We start from the raw sequence: 15,953 nt of genomic DNA, 5'->3' as shown, positions 1-15,953 counted from the left end.
CGGGTTACGGCTCCAGACCCTCCCAGTGCCGGTGGGCAGGGAGCGTGCATCACCAGACCCGCCACCCGAAGGAGTGAACATCGGAGGGGAGTTGGCGGGCAAGTTCCCGTGGCCTGTGCGACGGCCTTGCCGGGCGGGCCGGTTGGACGTGGACGGCGGGCTTTGACAGTATTCGCCGCCACGTCTTCCCGGAGTGCGGTATTCCACCCCAAACCCGGCGGATGAGCTGCGCCGGTGCGTCGATTCCCGGGCGGATGCCGGCCTTTGGCGAAGGAAGTGAGGGCCTGGTGCAGACTGGCCGGATGCGAACCGAACTCGTCTGCGAACCGGCCGCCCCCGCGCGCCCCAACGAGGACTTCGCGAGCGTCGGCACATCCGCCTGCGGACAGGGCGGTTCGCTGGTGGTGCTGGACGGGGTGACGCCCCCGAGGGGCGGGACGGGGTGTCTGCATTCCGTCCCCTGGTACACGGCGCGGCTGGGCGGCGCCCTGACCGAACTGACCGTTTCACTCCCGGATGTTCCCCTCGCCGACGCGCTGTCCCGTGCCCTCGCTCGTACCGCCGAGTCACATGCGCACACGTGTGACCTTTCTCACCCTCGCACCCCACAGGCCACGGTGGTTCTGGCCCGCTGGGACGCGGAGAGGGTGGAGTACCTGGTCCTCGCCGACTCGGTGCTGCTGCTCCAGTCCCCCGACGGCGCCGTCACCGCCGTGCTCGACGACCGCCTGGACCGCCTCCCGCCCGAGCTGCGGGTCTCCGACGAGGTGATCGACGCGGTGGCCCGCAACAAGGAGGGCGGCTTCTTCACGGCCGCCGCCGATCCCGCCGTGTCCGCCCGCGCGGTCACCGGCACCCTTCCGCGCGCCGCGGTGCGGTCCCTGGCCGCCCTCACGGACGGGGCGACGCGCTGGACGGAGAGGTTCCACGAGGGCGACTGGACGGACCTGTTCACCTACGTCCGCAAGGAGGGGCCGCGGGGGCTGGTGGACCGGGTGCGCGAGCTGGAGCGGGCGGACGCGCGGGAGCGCAGGCACCTGGGGCGCGGCAAGACGCACGACGACGCGACGGTCGTCCTGGTGGATCTCTAGCCGCCCGGGCGGCCCCGGAGAGCCGGGGGCCTTACTTCTCCATGCCGCTGTTCAACCGGTGCAGCAGCCGCGCCAGTTCGGCCACCTCGCGCCGGTCCCAGTGGTCGAGCTTGCGGACGTACCGGGCACGGCGGGCCTCGCGGACCCGGCCCACCCGGGAGCGGCCCTCCTCGGTGAGGCGGACCAGCCAGGCGCGGCCGTCGGCCGGGTCGGGCTCGCGGGCGACCAGGCCCAGCTCCTCCAGGGCGCGCAGCTGACGGGACATGGTGGCCTTGCCGACGCCGATGTAGGCGGCGAGGTCGGTGGCGCGCTGGCCGCCGCTCTCGTCGAGCCGGACGAGCAGCCCGTAGGCGGAGGACTCCAGATCGGGATGGACCTCACGGGCCATCTCCCCCTGACTAGCGCGGGCCCGCCGCAGAAAGACCGTCAGCTCCCGCTCCAGGGCCAGGAACTCCTGGTCCACACCACTCGCCGAAGCGTCGGATTCCCCTTGCCCTTCGCCACCGTTTCCGCGCTCGTGCACGTCAGCACCCCTGCTCCGGTTTCCCGTTCCTGAAAGTTTCCGTCAAAGGCGACCATCGCCGCAGCTCGGTCAGTATTTCGCAGGCGTAGACCAACGGCGGTGTCCGGACCCTCTTCCCACCCCGAGGTCTACGTGCGTAGCTTCTCCTCAGGCAAATACTGGCATGCCCACGCCATGTCAGGCATTTCCCCCCACCGAGCACCACCGAGTCTTCGGAGGCACCACCATGCCCGTGCACAGACCCGGAACCACTCGACGCCGGCGCCTCACCCTCGCCGGCACCCTGCTCGCGGCCCTGTCCCTCCTCCTCGCCACGCCCTCCTCCGCGGCCGACGTCCCCCCGCGCGGCTCCGCCCACATGGGCATGGGCGTCATCCCCCACGACGGCCAGCACGGCACGCCGGTCCCCGGTGACGCCACCCAGACCGAGGGCGTCGACGTCAGCAGCCACCAGGGCAACGTCGCCTGGACCACCCTGTGGAACAGCGGGGTGAAGTGGGCCTACGTCAAGGCGACCGAGGGCACGTACTACAAGAACCCCTACTTCGCCCAGCAGTACAACGGCTCCTACAACGTCGGCATGATCCGCGGCGCGTACCACTTCGCCACCCCCGACACCACCAGCGGCGCCACCCAGGCCAACTACTTCGTCGACAACGGCGGCGGCTGGTCGCGCGACGGCAGGACCCTCCCCGGCGCCCTGGACATCGAGTGGAACCCCTACGGCTCCACCTGCTACGGCAAGACGCAGGCGGGCATGGTCAGCTGGATCCGCGACTTCCTCAACCAGTACAAGGCCCGCACCGGCCGCGACGCCGTGATCTACACGGCCACCAGCTGGTGGAAGCAGTGCACCGGCAACTACGGCGGCTTCGCCCAGTACAACCCGCTCTGGATCGCGCGCTACGCGACGACGGTGGGCGAACTTCCGGCGGGCTGGGCCTACTACACGATGTGGCAGTACACCTCGACCGGCCCGACGGTCGGCGACCACAACAAGTTCAACGGCGCCCTGGACCGCGTCCAGGCCCTCGCCTACGGCTGATCCGCACCCGGCGAAGGCCCGGGCCTCCCGCACGGGGACCCGGGCCTTCCTCTCTTCCCGCGGCGTCCGTCACGCCGCCACGGGAACCTCGGCGGCGGCCGGTGCGAGCGCGATCTCCAGCACCTGGCGGACATCGGTGACGGTGTGGACGTCGAGCTTGTCCAGCACCTCGGCCGGGACGTCGTCCAGGTCGGGCTCGTTGCGCTTGGGGATGATCACGGTGGTGACACCGGCGCGCTGGGCGGCGAGCAGCTTCTGCTTGACGCCGCCGATGGGCAGGACACGGCCGGTCAGCGAGACCTCACCGGTCATCGCCACGTCCGTCCGCACCAGCCGCCCGCTGAGCAGCGAGGCCAGGGCCGTCGTCATCGTGATGCCGGCGCTCGGACCGTCCTTCGGCACGGCACCCGCGGGGAAGTGGATGTGCACACCCCGGTCCTTCAGGTCACCGACCGGCAGCTCCAGCTCGGCGCCGTGGCTGCGCAGGAAGGACAGCGCGATCTGCGCGCTCTCCTTCATCACGTCACCCAGCTGCCCCGTCAGGGTCAGCCCCGCCGCGCCCGTCTCCGGATCGGCCAGCGACGCCTCGACGTACAGCACGTCACCGCCCGCGCCGGTCACCGCGAGCCCGGTCGCCACCCCCGGCACGGCCGTGCGCCGCTCGGCCGGGTCCTGCGCCGACTCCGGCACATGGTGCGGCCGGCCGATCAGCCCGCGCAGATCGTCGGCACCGATGGTGAACGGCAGCTCCCGCTCCCCCAGCTCGTGCTGGGCGGCGACCTTGCGCAGCAGCCGCGCGATGGACCGCTCCAGGGTGCGCACCCCCGCCTCACGGGTGTACTCCCCGGCCAGCTTGCGCAGCGCGCTCTCCTCCAGGGTGACCTCGTCCTGCTCCAGCCCGGCCCGCTCCAGCTGGCGCGGCAGCAGATGGTCGCGGGCGATGACGATCTTCTCGTCCTCGGTGTAGCCGTCCAGCCGCACCAGCTCCATCCGGTCGAGCAGAGCCTCCGGGATGGCTTCCAGCACATTGGCGGTGGCCAGGAAGACGACGTCCGACAGATCCAGCTCCACCTCCAGGTAATGGTCCCGGAAGGTGTGGTTCTGCGCCGGGTCCAGCACCTCCAGCAGGGCGGCGGCCGGGTCGCCGCGGAAGTCGGACCCCACCTTGTCGATCTCGTCCAGCAGCACGACCGGGTTCATCGACCCGGCCTCCTTGATCGCCCGCACGATCCGCCCGGGCAGCGCCCCCACATACGTACGCCGGTGCCCGCGGATCTCGGCCTCGTCCCGCACACCACCGAGGGCGACCCGCACGAACTTCCGGCCCATGGCGTGCGCGACGGACTCGCCGAGCGAGGTCTTGCCGACACCGGGCGGCCCGACGAGCGCCAGCACGGCGCCGCCCCGCCGCCCGCCGACGACGCCCAGGCCCCGCTCGTGACGCCTCTTGCGCACCGCCAGATACTCGGTGATGCGCTCCTTCACGTCCTCCAGCCCGGCGTGCTCGGCGTCCAGCACGGCCTTGGCGCCCTGGATGTCGTACGCGTCCTCGGTCCGCTCGTTCCAGGGCAGCTCCAGGACGGTGTCCAGCCAGGTCCGGATCCAGGATCCCTCGGGCGACTGGTCGGACGCCCGCTCCAGCTTGTCGACCTCCTTGAGCGCGGCCTCGCGCACCTTCTCCGGCAGGTCGGCCGCCTCGACGCGGGCGCGGTAGTCGTCGGACTCCTCGCCCTCCTTCTCGCCGTTCAGCTCCCGCAGCTCCTTGCGCACGGCCTCCAGCTGCCGCCGCAGCAGGAACTCCCGCTGCTGCTTGTCGACGCCCTCCTGGACGTCCTTGGCGATGGTCTCGGCGACCTCCTGCTCCGCGAGGTGGTCGCGCAGCTGCTGGGTGGCGAGCTTGAGGCGGGCGACCGGATCGGCGGTCTCCAGCAGTTCGACCTTCTGCTCGACGGTCAGGAACGGCGAGTAGCCGGAGTTGTCGGCGAGCGCCGAGACGTCGTCGATGGCCTGCACCCGGTCGACGACCTGCCAGGCCCCGCGCTTCTTCAGCCAGGTCGTGGCGAGGGCCTTGTACTCCTTGACCAGCTCGCTCACCTGCCCCGGCAGCGGCTCGGGCACCTTCTCGTCGATCCGCGTGCCCTCGACCCACAGCGCCCGTCCCGGTCCGGTCGTCCCGGCCCCGATCTTCACCCGTCCACGCCCCCGGATCAGGGCACCCGGGTCGCCGTCGGCCAGCCGCCCGACCTGCTCCACGGTGCCGAGGACGCCCGTACCGGCGTACGTCCCGTCGATCCGCGGCACCAGGAGCACCCTGGGCTTGCCGGGCTCGTTGCGGGCGGCGGCCTGAGCGGCCTCCACCGCGGCCCTTACGTCCGTGTCGTTGAGGTCCAGCGGAACCACCATCCCGGGCAGCACGACCTCGTCGTCGAGCGGCAGCACAGGCAGGGCCAGCGGTGTGAACGCCGTGGACTCAGCAGCCATGATCTCCCCTTCGGCAGTCAAGTTGAGCTATGCCGACTCAATGCTCGTGAGCCTCGGGATGTTCCCAAAGGTGTGTTCGCTATGAGCGATCACCCCTGTCGGACCGGTCAAGCCGCCCCATATCGTCACACCAGTAAGAGCCAAAGTCGATAGTCACCTATTACAGGGAGCGGCATGAACGGAACCGTACGGGCCTGGATCGACGGCTGGGTCGTCTCCCGCGGCGCGGCACCCCCCTACGCCGAGCCCTGGGGCTGGACCATCGACACCGGCCGGCCGACGGAGGTCACCCGGCATGTCCTCGGCGCGGTGAACGACGACGTCGACGAGACGACCGTGCGCAAGGTGGCCGCTTCCGTCACGGGAGCCGGGGTGTGGCTGAAGCTCTTCCGGCACCCCGAGGAGACCGCCGACTGGCTGGACGGCCCCTGGTGGATCGACCCCGAGCCCGGCTACCTCATGACGGTCCCCCTCACCGGCTCCACCGCCCCCGACACCACCCCCCAGGGCCACCGCCTCCGCGTCTGGAGCCGGGGCGGCGTGACCCGCGTCCTCCTCACCGCCCCCGACGGCTCCCTCTCCGCCCGCGGCCAGATCGCCGTCACCGGGGGCACGGCCGTCGCCGACCAGATCGAGACCTCCCCCGACCACCGCCGCAAGGGCCTCGGCTCCTTCGTCCTGCGCACCCTCCACCACGCCGCCGCCACCCAGGGCGCCCACACCGGCGTCCTCGCCGGCACACCGCAGGGGCGCGCGCTGTACGAGTCCCTCGGGTGGCGGGTGGAGGCGCCCCTGACCAGCGCGAGGTTCCTGGGCACGTAATCTCACCGCCCACTCCGTGGGTTCCGCCGTACGCGGGTGCGGGCAGTCGTGGGCTGGTCGCGCAGTTCCCCGCGCCCCTGACTACGTACACCTGCCCGGCGCCAGAAAGGACCCCCGCAACGACAAGCCACACGCACCGCGGGCCCGACGGCGAGGAGCCGCCACAACCGTGGGCCGATCAGCCGCCCACGGCGAGAAGTTGCCACGCCCGTGGGCCCGGTCAGCCGCCGACGGCGACGACACCACGCACCGGAGGCGTCGCTCAGCCCCCGACGGCGAGAAGCTGCCACAGCCGGTGGGCCCGGTCATCCGCCCACGGCGACGAGGCACAACCCACCGCGGGCGTCGGTCAGCCGCCAACGGCGACGAGGCACCCAGCACAGTGGGCGTCGGTCAGCCGCCGACGGCGGGAAGGGGACGTGCCGGGGGGTGTCCGCCCGCAGCGGCCGGCGTCCGTCAGGCAGTCACCCTAGGTCCCGACAGAACCGCCGGACCGAGGACGGACACCCCCCGGCGCGGCCCCGACCCACCCACCACCCGGCAGCGCTACGCCCGCCCCCACCGGACACCAGCAGGCCGCCGCAGGCATCCCCCCACCCACCCGCGGACGGAAAACGACTTGCCGCCCCCACCCCCACCGGCCACCGTTCCGCCATGACGATCACCCAGAACCCCGACACCGCCACGGCCGCCGCCACCACCGCCACCACCACCGACACCACCACCGCCACCCTCCTCGCCGCCTACGACGCCCAGATGCGCGGCGTGGCGCCCTCGCTGCCCGAAGGGGTGAGCGTCGAGCGGGAGGGGCCGCTCCTTCGGGTGGTGGGACAGTTCAGGGGATTCGTCACGGGCCCGAGAGACCTCGGCGTGGAGGGCGCCGCACTGGACCGCCTGATCCAGGCGCAGCGCGACTACTTCGCGGCCCGCGGCGAGGCCGTGGAGTGGAAGACCCGCGGCCACGACCTCCCCGCCGACCTCCCCGACCGCCTCCGCACCGCCGGCTTCACCCCCCACACCCCCGAGACGGTCGTCATCGGCGAAGCCGCCCGCATGGCGGACCCCACCCCCACCCTGCCCCCCGGCGTCACCCTCCGCCGCGTCACCGCGGACGCGGACATGCACCGCGTCGGCGCCCTGGAGGAGAAGATCTGGGGCGGCGACTTCGGCCCGGTCGCCGAGGACCTGATCGGCCGCGTCGCCTCCGCCCCGGACCAGATCGCGGTCTACGTCGCCGAGGCGGCCGGCGAGGTCGTCAGCGCGGCATGGCTGGCCCTCCGCCCGGGAACGGACTTCGCCAGCCTGTGGGGCGGCTCCACGCTCCCGCAGTGGCGCGGCCGCGGCATCTACCGCGCCCTGGTGGCCGTACGAGCCGCCCTCGCCGCCACCCGCGGCGTCCGGTACCTCCACGTGGACGCCTCCGACGACAGCAGGCCCATCCTGGAACGCCTCGGCTTCACCGCGGTCACCACCACGACACCGTACGTATGGACCCCGGACACGCCCCGGACACCGGACGAGAGCTGAACCGACGTCCCACGGCCCCTCCCCCCGGCGGGAGTTACCGCGGCAGCCGCGGCGGTAAATCCCGCAAGAACCCGCCAGGAAGATGCCAGGATGGCCGGATGTCCACCTCCTACGACACCCCCGGCTACGACACCCCCGAAGTCCTGGACCGTCGCGAGGGCCCCCACGGCGAGGTGGTCCTGCGCCGGCACGGGAATTTGCTGCAGATCATCGCCAACGGCTGCTTCCTGATGGACACCTCCGACGGCCGCTCCGAACGCCTGCTCGTCGACGCGGCGCTCGCCGCCCTCGACGACCGCGAGTCCCCTCATGTGCTGGTCGGCGGCCTGGGCGTCGGCTTCTCGCTCGCACACGCCGCGGCGAACCCCCGCTGGGGACGGATCACCGTGGTGGAACGGGAACCCGCCGTCATCGACTGGCACCGGAACGGCCCCCTGGCACAGATCTCCCGGAAGGCTCTCCGGGATTCCCGTACCCACATCGTCGAAGCCGATCTCCTCGCGCACGTCAATGAGACATACGCCACGTACGACGCCCTCTGCCTGGACATCGACAACGGCCCCGACTGGACCGTCTCCGACGACAATCAGAGCCTTTACTCACCGACCGGACTCGCAAGCTGCACAAGGGCGTTGAGGCCCGGAGGGGTACTGGCGGTGTGGTCCGCGCAGCCCTCCCCGGGATTTGAAGAAACCTTGTGGAATGCCGGATTCCAGCGTGTGCGTACCGAAGAGATCCCCGTTGCCCGGGGCGTTCCGGACGTCGTGCACCTCGCCGTCCGACCTGGATAGCAAAGCCGCGGTGACTCCCCGTACGCTGCTTCCCTGGCGCCGATCTTTCAAGCGTCAAACGCAGACATGGGATCACCCCACTGATTCCGGAAAGCACACTTCAGGGGCGGGCGATGGAGCAGACACACACCTCCCACAACAACGGCACGGCGACGACCTCCCCGGGCGCGCAGCGCCGGGTGCTGGTGGTCGAGGACGACGCGACGATCGTCGACGCCATCGCGGCCCGCCTGCGCGCCGAGGGATTCCTGGTGCAAACCGCAGGCGACGGCCCGGCCGCGGTCGACACGGCCGAGGCATGGCAGCCGGACCTGCTGATCCTCGACATCATGCTGCCGGGCTTCGACGGCCTGGAGGTGTGCCGCCGGGTCCAGGCCCAGCGCCCCGTCCCGGTCCTGATGCTCACCGCGCGCGACGACGAGACGGACATGCTGGTCGGCCTCGGAGTCGGCGCGGACGACTACATGACGAAGCCGTTCTCGATGCGCGAGCTGGCCGCCCGCGTGCACGTACTGCTGCGCCGGGTGGAGCGGGCGGCCCTCGCCGCCGCGACCCCCCGCTCCGGCATCCTGCGCCTGGGCGAGCTGGAGATCGACCACGCCCAGCGCCGGGTCCGCGTGCGCAGCGAGGACGTCCACCTCACGCCCACCGAGTTCGACCTCCTCGTCTGCCTGGCGAACACCCCGCGGGCCGTCCTCTCCCGTGAGCAGCTGCTCGCCGAGGTGTGGGACTGGGCGGACGCCTCCGGCACCCGGACCGTCGACAGCCACATCAAGGCGCTGCGCCGCAAGATCGGAGCGGAGCGGATCCGTACCGTGCACGGCGTGGGCTACGCGCTGGAGACGCCGACGCCATGAGCGACGGGCGGAGAGCCGTACGCAGCAGCCCCGGGGAGCCCTGGGGCGGCGTACGCCCGTTCTCGATCAAGACCAAGCTGGGCGCACTGGTCGTCATCTCGGTGCTGATCACCACCGGTCTGTCGGTGATCGCCGTGCACACCAAGACCGAACTGCGCTTCATCACGGTCTTCTCGATGATCGCCACGCTGCTGATCACGCAGTTCGTGGCGCACTCGCTGACCTCGCCGCTGGATGAGATGAACCTGGTGGCGCGCTCGATCTCGTACGGCGACTACACGCGCCGGGTGCAGGAGAACCGCCGGGACGAGCTGGGCGACCTGGCCCAGACGATCAACGTGATGGCGGACGAACTGGAAGCCCAGGACCGCCAGCGCAAAGAGCTGGTGGCGAACGTCTCGCACGAGCTGCGCACCCCCATCGCGGGCCTGAGAGCGGTCCTGGAGAACATCGTCGACGGCGTCACCGAGGCCGACCCCGAGACGATGCGCACGGCCCTGAAGCAGACCGAGCGCCTCGGCCGGCTCGTCGAGACCCTCCTCGACCTCTCCCGCCTGGACAACGGCGTCGTACCGCTCAAGACCCGCCGCTTCGAGGTGTGGCCGTACCTGTCCGGCGTGCTGAAGGAGGCCAACATGGTCGCCTCCGCGCGCGCGGGCATCGCCTCCGGCTCGGGCAGCCACACACGCGCGGACGTGCATCTGGCGCTGGACGTGTCGCCGCCGGAGCTGACCGCCCACGCGGATCCGGAGCGGATCCACCAGGTCGTGGCGAATCTGATCGACAACGCGGTCAAGCACAGCCCGCCGCACGGCCGGGTCACGGTCAGGGCGCGGCGGGGGGCCGGTCCGGAGTCGCTGGAGCTGGAGGTCCTGGACGAGGGACCCGGCATTCCCCGGTCGGACTGGCACAAGGTCTTCGAGCGGTTCAACCGCGGCGCGGTGACCCGGCCGCACGGGCCGGGCAGCGACGGGGGCACGGGGCTGGGGCTGGCGATCGCCCGCTGGGCGGTGGAGCTGCACGGCGGCCGGATCGGGGTGGCCGAATCCGAGCGGGGTTGCCGGATTCTTGTCACACTTCCAGGGATCCCTCCGGCAAGAAGTTGACGTAGGGTTCGAACCGGAGTCCCAAGATCCATGAGCGTCCGCGCTGACGGACACGTGTGATCAGGCACAGGTCCGCGCCGATCAGGCGCCGGACCTGCACAGACGTACCCTCGGCGCGTCCTCACAGAACCGGAACCCCGCTTGTTTCCCGCCATTTACGGCCCCGAAACACCCCCCGCAATGTGACTTACGCGACGATGAACGGGCCTGGCCTGACCTTCTCGGTCTTGGAGGCGTAGCCTTTATTCCCGCTGTCCATCACCTTGTGAAGCGGAAGAGGGCGGTTGCCGCCGTGTCGCCACAGTCCCCCAGTAACTCGAGCGCCCCTGCCACCGAGGCCGACCAAGCGGGCAAGAACCCCGCGGCCGCCTTCGGTGCCAATGAGTGGCTCGTCGACGAGATCTATCAGCAGTACCTCCAGGACCCGAATTCGGTAGACCGTGCCTGGTGGGACTTCTTCGCCGACTACAAGCCGGGGGCCGCCGCGTCCCAGGCTGCGTCGGGTGCCGCGGCCACGGCGGCCGCGGAGACCCCCACCACGGCTCCTGCCGCACCCGCGGCCGCGACGGCACCCGCACAGGCCGCCGCGCCCGCACAGGCCACCGCGCCGCCCGCTCAGGCGCCCGCCGCCCCGAAGGCCCAGGCCCCGGCTCCGGCCGCCGCCCCGGCCCCGGCGAAGCCCGCCGCCGCTGCGGCCCCCAAGCCGGCCGCCGCCAAGGCCGCCCCGGCCACCGAGGCCCCGGCCGGTCCGGAGTACGTGACGCTGCGCGGCCCGGCCGGCGCGGTCGCGAAGAACATGGACGCCTCGCTGGAGATGCCGACCGCCACCTCGGTCCGCGCCGTCCCGGTGAAGCTGCTGTTCGACAACCGCATCGTCATCAACAACCACCTCAAGCGCGCCCGCGGCGGGAAGATCTCCTTCACGCACCTCATCGGGTACGCGATGGTGCGCGCCATCAAGGCGATGCCGTCGATGAACTGGTCGTACCAGATCAAGGACGGCAAGCCGACGCTGGTCAAGCCGGAGCACGTCAACCTGGGCCTCGCCATCGACCTGGTGAAGCCGAACGGCGACCGCCAGCTGGTCGTCGCGGCCATCAAGAAGGCCGAGACGCTGAACTTCTTCGAGTTCTGGCAGGCATACGAGGACATCGTCCGCCGCGCCCGCGACGGCAAGCTGACGATGGACGACTTCACCGGCGTCACGGTCTCCCTGACCAACCCCGGCGGCCTCGGCACCGTCCACTCCGTGCCGCGGCTGATGCCCGGCCAGTCGGTGATCATGGGCGTCGGCTCCATGGACTACCCGGCGGAGTTCCAGGGCACCTCCCAGGACACCCTGAACAAGCTCGGCATCTCGAAGGTCATGACGCTCACGTCGACCTACGACCACCGGGTCATCCAGGGCGCCGCCTCCGGCGAGTTCCTGCGCACCGTCGCCAACCTGCTGCTCGGCGAGAACGGCTTCTACGACGACATCTTCGAGGCGCTGCGCATCCCCTACGAGCCGGTCCGCTGGCTCAAGGACATCGACGCCTCGCACGACGACGACGTCACGAAGGCCGCCCGCGTCTTCGAGCTGATCCACTCCTACCGGGTCCGCGGCCACGTCATGGCCGACACCGACCCGCTGGAGTACAAGCAGCGCAAGCACCCCGACCTGGACATCGTCGAGCACGGCCTCACCCTGTGGGACCTGGAGCGCGAGTTCGCCGTCGGCGGCTTCGCCGGCAAGTCGATGATGAAGCTGCGCGACATCCTCGGCGTGCTGCGCGACTCGTACTGCCGCACCACCGGCATCGAGTTCATGCACATCCAGGACCCCAAGCAGCGCAAGTGGATCCAGGACCGCGTGGAGCGCCCGCACGCCCGGATGGAGCGTGAGGAGCAGCTGCGCATCCTGCGCCGCCTGAACGCCGCCGAGGCGTTCGAGACGTTCCTGCAGACCAAGTACGTCGGTCAGAAGCGGTTCTCCCTGGAGGGCGGCGAGTCCGTCATCCCGCTGCTGGACGCGGTCATCGACTCCGCCGCCGAGTCCCGCCTGGACGAGGTCGTCATCGGCATGGCCCACCGCGGCCGCCTGAACGTCCTCGCCAACATCGTCGGCAAGTCGTACGCCCAGATCTTCCGCGAGTTCGAGGGCAACCTCGACCCGAAGTCGATGCACGGCTCCGGCGACGTGAAGTACCACCTGGGCGCCGAGGGCACCTTCACGGGCCTGGACGGCGAGCAGATCAAGGTGAGCCTGGTCGCGAACCCGTCGCACCTGGAGGCGGTCGACCCCGTCCTCGAGGGCGTGGCCCGCGCCAAGCAGGACATCATCAACAAGGGCGGCACGGACTTCACGGTCCTGCCGGTGGCAATCCACGGCGACGCGGCCTTCGCGGGCCAGGGCGTGGTGGCCGAGACCCTGAACATGTCGCAGCTGCGCGGCTACCGCACCGGCGGCACGGTCCACATCGTCATCAACAACCAGGTCGGCTTCACCGCGGCCCCCGAGTCCTCGCGTTCCTCCATGTACGCGACGGACGTGGCCCGCATGATCGAGGCCCCGATCTTCCATGTGAACGGCGACGACCCCGAGGCCGTCGTCCGGGTCGCGCGTCTGGCGTTCGAGTTCCGCCAGGCGTTCAACAAGGACGTGGTGATCGACCTCATCTGCTACCGCCGCCGCGGTCACAACGAGTCGGACAACCCGGCCTTCACCCAGCCGCTGATGTACGACCTGATCGACAAGAAGCGCTCGGTGCGCAAGCTGTACACCGAGTCCCTGATCGGTCGCGGCGACATCACCCTGGAAGAGGCCGAGCAGGCGCTCCAGGACTACCAGGGCCAGCTGGAGAAGGTCTTCACCGAGGTCCGCGAGGCCACCTCGCAGCCGGCCGTGGTGGAGGTCTCCGACCCGCAGGCCGAGTTCCCGGTCGCCGTGAACACCGCGGTGTCCGCGGAGGTCGTCAAGCGGATCGCCGAGTCCCAGGTGAACATCCCCGACCACATCACCGTCCACCCGCGTCTGCTGCCGCAGCTGCAGCGCCGGGCGGCGATGGTCGAGGACGGCACCATCGACTGGGGCATGGGCGAGACCCTCGCCTTCGGCTCGCTGCTCCTGGAGGGCGTCCCGGTCCGCCTCGCGGGCCAGGACTCGCAGCGCGGCACCTTCGGCCAGCGTCACGCGGTGATCATCGACCGTGAGACGGGCGAGGAGTACACGCCGCTGCAGTACCTCTCCGAGGACCAGGCGCGCCTGAACGTCTACAACTCCCTGCTGTCCGAGTACGCGGCCATGGGCTTCGAGTACGGCTACTCGCTGGCCCGCCCGGACGCGCTCGTGCTGTGGGAGGCGCAGTTCGGCGACTTCGTCAACGGCGCCCAGACGGTCGTGGACGAGTTCATCTCCTCGGCGGAGCAGAAGTGGGCCCAGACCTCCGGTGTGGTCCTGCTCCTCCCGCACGGCTACGAGGGCCAGGGCCCGGACCACTCGTCCGCCCGCCCGGAGCGCTTCCTCCAGCTGTGCGCGCAGAACAACATGACGGTCGCCATGCCGACCTCGCCGTCGAACTACTTCCACCTCCTGCGGTGGCAGGTGCACAACCCGCACCACAAGCCGCTGGTGGTCTTCACCCCGAAGTCGATGCTGCGCCTGAAGGCCGCCGCGTCGAAGGCGGAGGAGTTCACCACGGGCCAGTTCCGCCCGGTCATCGGCGACAGCTCGGTGGACCCGGCGGCCGTGAAGAAGGTCGTCTTCTGCGCGGGCAAGGTCTACTACGACCTGGAGGCCGAGCGGGTCAAGCGCGGCGTCACGGACACGGCGATCATCCGCATCGAGCGCCTGTACCCGCTGCCGGGTACGGAGCTCCAGGCGGAGATCAAGAAGTACCCGAACGCCGAGAAGTACCTGTGGGCCCAGGAGGAGCCGGCGAACCAGGGCGCCTGGCCGTTCATCGCCCTGAACCTCATCGACCACCTGGACCTGGCGGTCGGCGCCGACGTCCCGCACGGCGAGCGTCTGCGGCGCATCTCGCGTCCGCACAGCTCCTCGCCGGCCGTGGGCTCCGCGAAGCGGCACCAGGCCGAGCAGGAGCAGCTGGTGCGTGAGGTGTTCGAGGCGTAAGCCTCCGGCGGTTCAGCAGCTGTATGGGGCCCGGTGTTCCGAGTTCGTCTCGGGGCGCTGGGCCCCTTCGCTATCCCGGTGGCGGTCTTCGGATCGCGCACGGCTGCGGGCCCTGGCCGGCTGATCGCACAGTTCCCCGCGCCCCTTTCGGGGCGCTTCAGCCCAGGTAGGGCTCGAAGTCCCAGTGGGGGCGGGCGCGGTGGCGGGCCGAGACCGTGTGGGGGTGGTCGGGGCCCAGCGTGCGGGTGAGGGCCTGGAGGGCGTGGGCCTCCAGTGGACCGGGCGGTACGCCCGTGGGGGACGGTTCCGGCAAGTGCGAGCCGTACGGGCGGCCCGCTTAACCTGGAGGGGTACGACCCGTGGCCCGAGGCCCAGCCCCAGGAGAGCATCCGTGTACTTCACCGACCGAGGCATCGAAGAACTCGAGAAGCGGCGCGGCGAGGAGGAGGTCACCTTCGAGTGGCTCGCCGAGCAGCTGCGGACGTTCGTCGATCTGAACCCGGACTTCGAGGTGCCGGTGGAGCGGCTGGCGACGTGGCTGGCGCGGCTGGACGACGAGGACGACGAGTAGCGGAGCAGGGGCCGCGCGCCCGGTCCACCCTCAGTCCCCCCGGTCCACCCTCAGTCCCGCGGGCGCATCGCCCCGTACGCGAGGCCCAGCGCGCCGTGTGCCAGGAGTACGGCTCCCGCGGTGACCCAGCCGCCGCTGCGTCGCCGTAGGCCCCACAGGACGGCGGGGGCGCCGAGGGTGACCTGGGCGAGGGCCAGGAGGCGGGCGCGGGGGCTGCCGGTCCAGGGGAGGTAGGGGCCGAGGGGGCCGCTCTCCACGACGTCCAGCTCGGCGCGTACGGCCTCGCGCCAGCCGCCCCACTCGATCTGCCGTGCGCCGGGGCGCCGGACGGCCGCCGCGCGGAGGCGGTCCGTGGGCTCCCCGGGTTCCAGGCCGGCGGGCAGGGAGACACCCGCGCGCGTGAGGACGGCGATCAGGCCGCGTACGCGCGCGTGTGCGTCGGCCTCGGGGTCCGGCTCGGTCAGCCGGTCGAGCTCCTGCATGTCCAGGACGGGGTCGAGTCCGAGCCGTGCTCCGAGGGTGCGCATGGCCTCGTCCTCGCCGACGGGTGTGCCGCCCGCGAGCCAGACGTAGCCGACGCTCCTGCGGAAACCGGTGCCGAGGACGCAGCCGCTGCGGTCCGCGTCCCACCACAGGGCGAGCACGGGCCAGGGTGCGCCGACGGCGAGGGCGGTGGCCCAGCCGGTGACGACGCGGTCGACGGGCTCCTCGCCGCGCAGCCAGGGCTGCCCCTCGGGCACGAGCACGCTCCAGCCCTCGCCCGCCGGCGCGAGCAGGACGGTCTCGCGCAGCATCTGGGCGACGGGCGCGACGGAGTCGGGATCCGCCCGGCACAGCAGCAGCGCGCCGGGCGCGGGGAGAGGGAAACCGAAGCGGGAGCGGTCCGTCGACATGCTCACACGCTAGGGCGATTCGGATACTTCAGAGCAATTCACCTTTCCGGCCAGGCGACGGCTCACCCGAACGAGTGCCTTGACTTCCACGGGCCGCGATATATCGTGAATAGCGACAGGACGCGATATGCCGCG

At 71.1% G+C, this 15,953-nt stretch carries 13 protein-coding genes; 9 read left to right on the top strand and 4 right to left on the bottom strand.

Going from position 1 to position 15,953, the window contains the following annotated elements; genetic code table 11:
• Positions 1-302: 302 nt before the first annotated feature.
• Positions 303-1,091 carry a protein phosphatase 2C domain-containing protein gene (locus ACSU6M_RS23120; RefSeq protein WP_437071954.1) on the top strand — a complete coding sequence of 263 codons (789 nt, stop codon included), beginning with the start codon at positions 303-305 and terminating at the stop codon, positions 1,089-1,091.
• Positions 1,092-1,122: 31 nt separating this feature from the next.
• On the opposite strand, the gene ACSU6M_RS23115 is transcribed toward ACSU6M_RS23120, so the two are convergent.
• Positions 1,123-1,614 (bottom strand): MarR family winged helix-turn-helix transcriptional regulator, encoded by a 492-nt coding sequence (locus ACSU6M_RS23115; protein ID WP_437071952.1) that lies wholly within the window; start codon positions 1,612-1,614, stop codon positions 1,123-1,125.
• 226 nt (positions 1,615-1,840) lie between these two features.
• Between ACSU6M_RS23115 and ACSU6M_RS23110 the strand changes: the two genes are divergently transcribed.
• Complete coding sequence (locus tag ACSU6M_RS23110) at positions 1,841-2,659, top strand: lysozyme (RefSeq protein WP_437071950.1); 819 nt, start codon at positions 1,841-1,843, stop codon at positions 2,657-2,659.
• A 69-nt stretch (positions 2,660-2,728) separates the two neighbouring features.
• On the opposite strand, the gene lon is transcribed toward ACSU6M_RS23110, so the two are convergent.
• The gene (gene lon, locus ACSU6M_RS23105) at positions 2,729-5,140 is read right to left on the bottom strand and encodes an endopeptidase La (protein WP_437071948.1); all 2,412 of its coding nucleotides are present in this window, start codon (positions 5,138-5,140) and stop codon (positions 2,729-2,731) included.
• Positions 5,141-5,314: 174 nt separating this feature from the next.
• On the opposite strand from lon, the gene ACSU6M_RS23100 reads away from it, so the two are divergent.
• The 6 genes from ACSU6M_RS23100 (at position 5,315) to ACSU6M_RS23075 (ending at position 14,354) form a co-directional block, all read left to right on the top strand.
• Complete coding sequence (locus tag ACSU6M_RS23100; RefSeq protein WP_437071946.1) at positions 5,315-5,962, top strand: GNAT family N-acetyltransferase; 648 nt, start codon at positions 5,315-5,317, stop codon at positions 5,960-5,962.
• A 756-nt stretch (positions 5,963-6,718) separates the two neighbouring features.
• Positions 6,719-7,489 (top strand): GNAT family N-acetyltransferase, encoded by a 771-nt coding sequence (locus ACSU6M_RS23095; RefSeq protein ID WP_437075316.1) that lies wholly within the window; start codon positions 6,719-6,721, stop codon positions 7,487-7,489.
• 98 nt (positions 7,490-7,587) lie between these two features.
• A complete protein-coding gene (locus tag ACSU6M_RS23090) occupies positions 7,588-8,280 on the top strand; it encodes a spermidine synthase (RefSeq protein ID WP_437071944.1) in 693 nt (230 codons plus the stop codon).
• Positions 8,281-8,393: 113 nt separating this feature from the next.
• Positions 8,394-9,137, top strand: a complete 744-nt coding sequence (locus ACSU6M_RS23085; protein WP_437071942.1) for a response regulator transcription factor — start codon at positions 8,394-8,396, stop codon at positions 9,135-9,137.
• Entirely contained in the window at positions 9,134-10,243 is a 1,110-nt protein-coding gene (locus ACSU6M_RS23080; protein WP_437071940.1) for a HAMP domain-containing sensor histidine kinase, read from the top strand. The genes ACSU6M_RS23085 and ACSU6M_RS23080 overlap by 4 nt, the downstream gene beginning before the upstream one ends.
• Positions 10,244-10,535: 292 nt before the next feature.
• A complete protein-coding gene (locus ACSU6M_RS23075) occupies positions 10,536-14,354 on the top strand; it encodes a multifunctional oxoglutarate decarboxylase/oxoglutarate dehydrogenase thiamine pyrophosphate-binding subunit/dihydrolipoyllysine-residue succinyltransferase subunit (protein WP_437071938.1) in 3,819 nt (1,272 codons plus the stop codon).
• A gap of 157 nt (positions 14,355-14,511) precedes the next feature.
• Here ACSU6M_RS23075 and ACSU6M_RS23070 read toward each other — a convergent pair whose 3' ends face one another.
• Positions 14,512-14,667 carry a hypothetical protein gene (locus tag ACSU6M_RS23070; protein WP_437071936.1) on the bottom strand — a complete coding sequence of 52 codons (156 nt, stop codon included), beginning with the start codon at positions 14,665-14,667 and terminating at the stop codon, positions 14,512-14,514.
• Positions 14,668-14,745: 78 nt separating this feature from the next.
• On the opposite strand from ACSU6M_RS23070, the gene ACSU6M_RS23065 reads away from it, so the two are divergent.
• Entirely contained in the window at positions 14,746-14,925 is a 180-nt protein-coding gene (locus ACSU6M_RS23065) for a DUF6104 family protein (protein ID WP_003992906.1), read from the top strand.
• A 50-nt stretch (positions 14,926-14,975) separates the two neighbouring features.
• Here ACSU6M_RS23065 and ACSU6M_RS23060 read toward each other — a convergent pair whose 3' ends face one another.
• Positions 14,976-15,818 carry a hypothetical protein gene (locus tag ACSU6M_RS23060; RefSeq protein WP_437071934.1) on the bottom strand — a complete coding sequence of 281 codons (843 nt, stop codon included), beginning with the start codon at positions 15,816-15,818 and terminating at the stop codon, positions 14,976-14,978.
• Between the last annotated feature and the right edge of the window lie 135 nt (positions 15,819-15,953).

The sequence above is a fragment of the Streptomyces sp. enrichment culture genome (assembly GCF_964272895.1).
Classification (GTDB): Bacteria; Actinomycetota; Actinomycetes; order Streptomycetales; family Streptomycetaceae; genus Streptomyces.
Note: the sequence above shows the minus strand (reverse complement) of the source record. Positions and strands in the feature narration are given on the sequence as shown.

What these genes read in the sequence shown, in the direction of transcription:
- ACSU6M_RS23120 (WP_437071954.1), top strand. Translation starts at nt 303, where the DNA reads ATGCGAACCGAACTCGTCTGCGAACCGGCCGCCCCCGCGCGCCCCAAC.
- ACSU6M_RS23110 (WP_437071950.1), top strand. Translation starts at nt 1,841, where the DNA reads ATGCCCGTGCACAGACCCGGAACCACTCGACGCCGGCGCCTCACCCTC.
- lon (WP_437071948.1), bottom strand. Translation starts at nt 5,140, where the DNA reads ATGGCTGCTGAGTCCACGGCGTTCACACCGCTGGCCCTGCCTGTGCTG.
- ACSU6M_RS23100 (WP_437071946.1), top strand. Translation starts at nt 5,315, where the DNA reads ATGAACGGAACCGTACGGGCCTGGATCGACGGCTGGGTCGTCTCCCGC.
- ACSU6M_RS23095 (WP_437075316.1), top strand. Translation starts at nt 6,719, where the DNA reads ATGCGCGGCGTGGCGCCCTCGCTGCCCGAAGGGGTGAGCGTCGAGCGG.
- ACSU6M_RS23090 (WP_437071944.1), top strand. Translation starts at nt 7,588, where the DNA reads ATGTCCACCTCCTACGACACCCCCGGCTACGACACCCCCGAAGTCCTG.
- ACSU6M_RS23085 (WP_437071942.1), top strand. Translation starts at nt 8,394, where the DNA reads ATGGAGCAGACACACACCTCCCACAACAACGGCACGGCGACGACCTCC.
- ACSU6M_RS23080 (WP_437071940.1), top strand. Translation starts at nt 9,134, where the DNA reads ATGAGCGACGGGCGGAGAGCCGTACGCAGCAGCCCCGGGGAGCCCTGG.
- ACSU6M_RS23060 (WP_437071934.1), bottom strand. Translation starts at nt 15,818, where the DNA reads ATGTCGACGGACCGCTCCCGCTTCGGTTTCCCTCTCCCCGCGCCCGGC.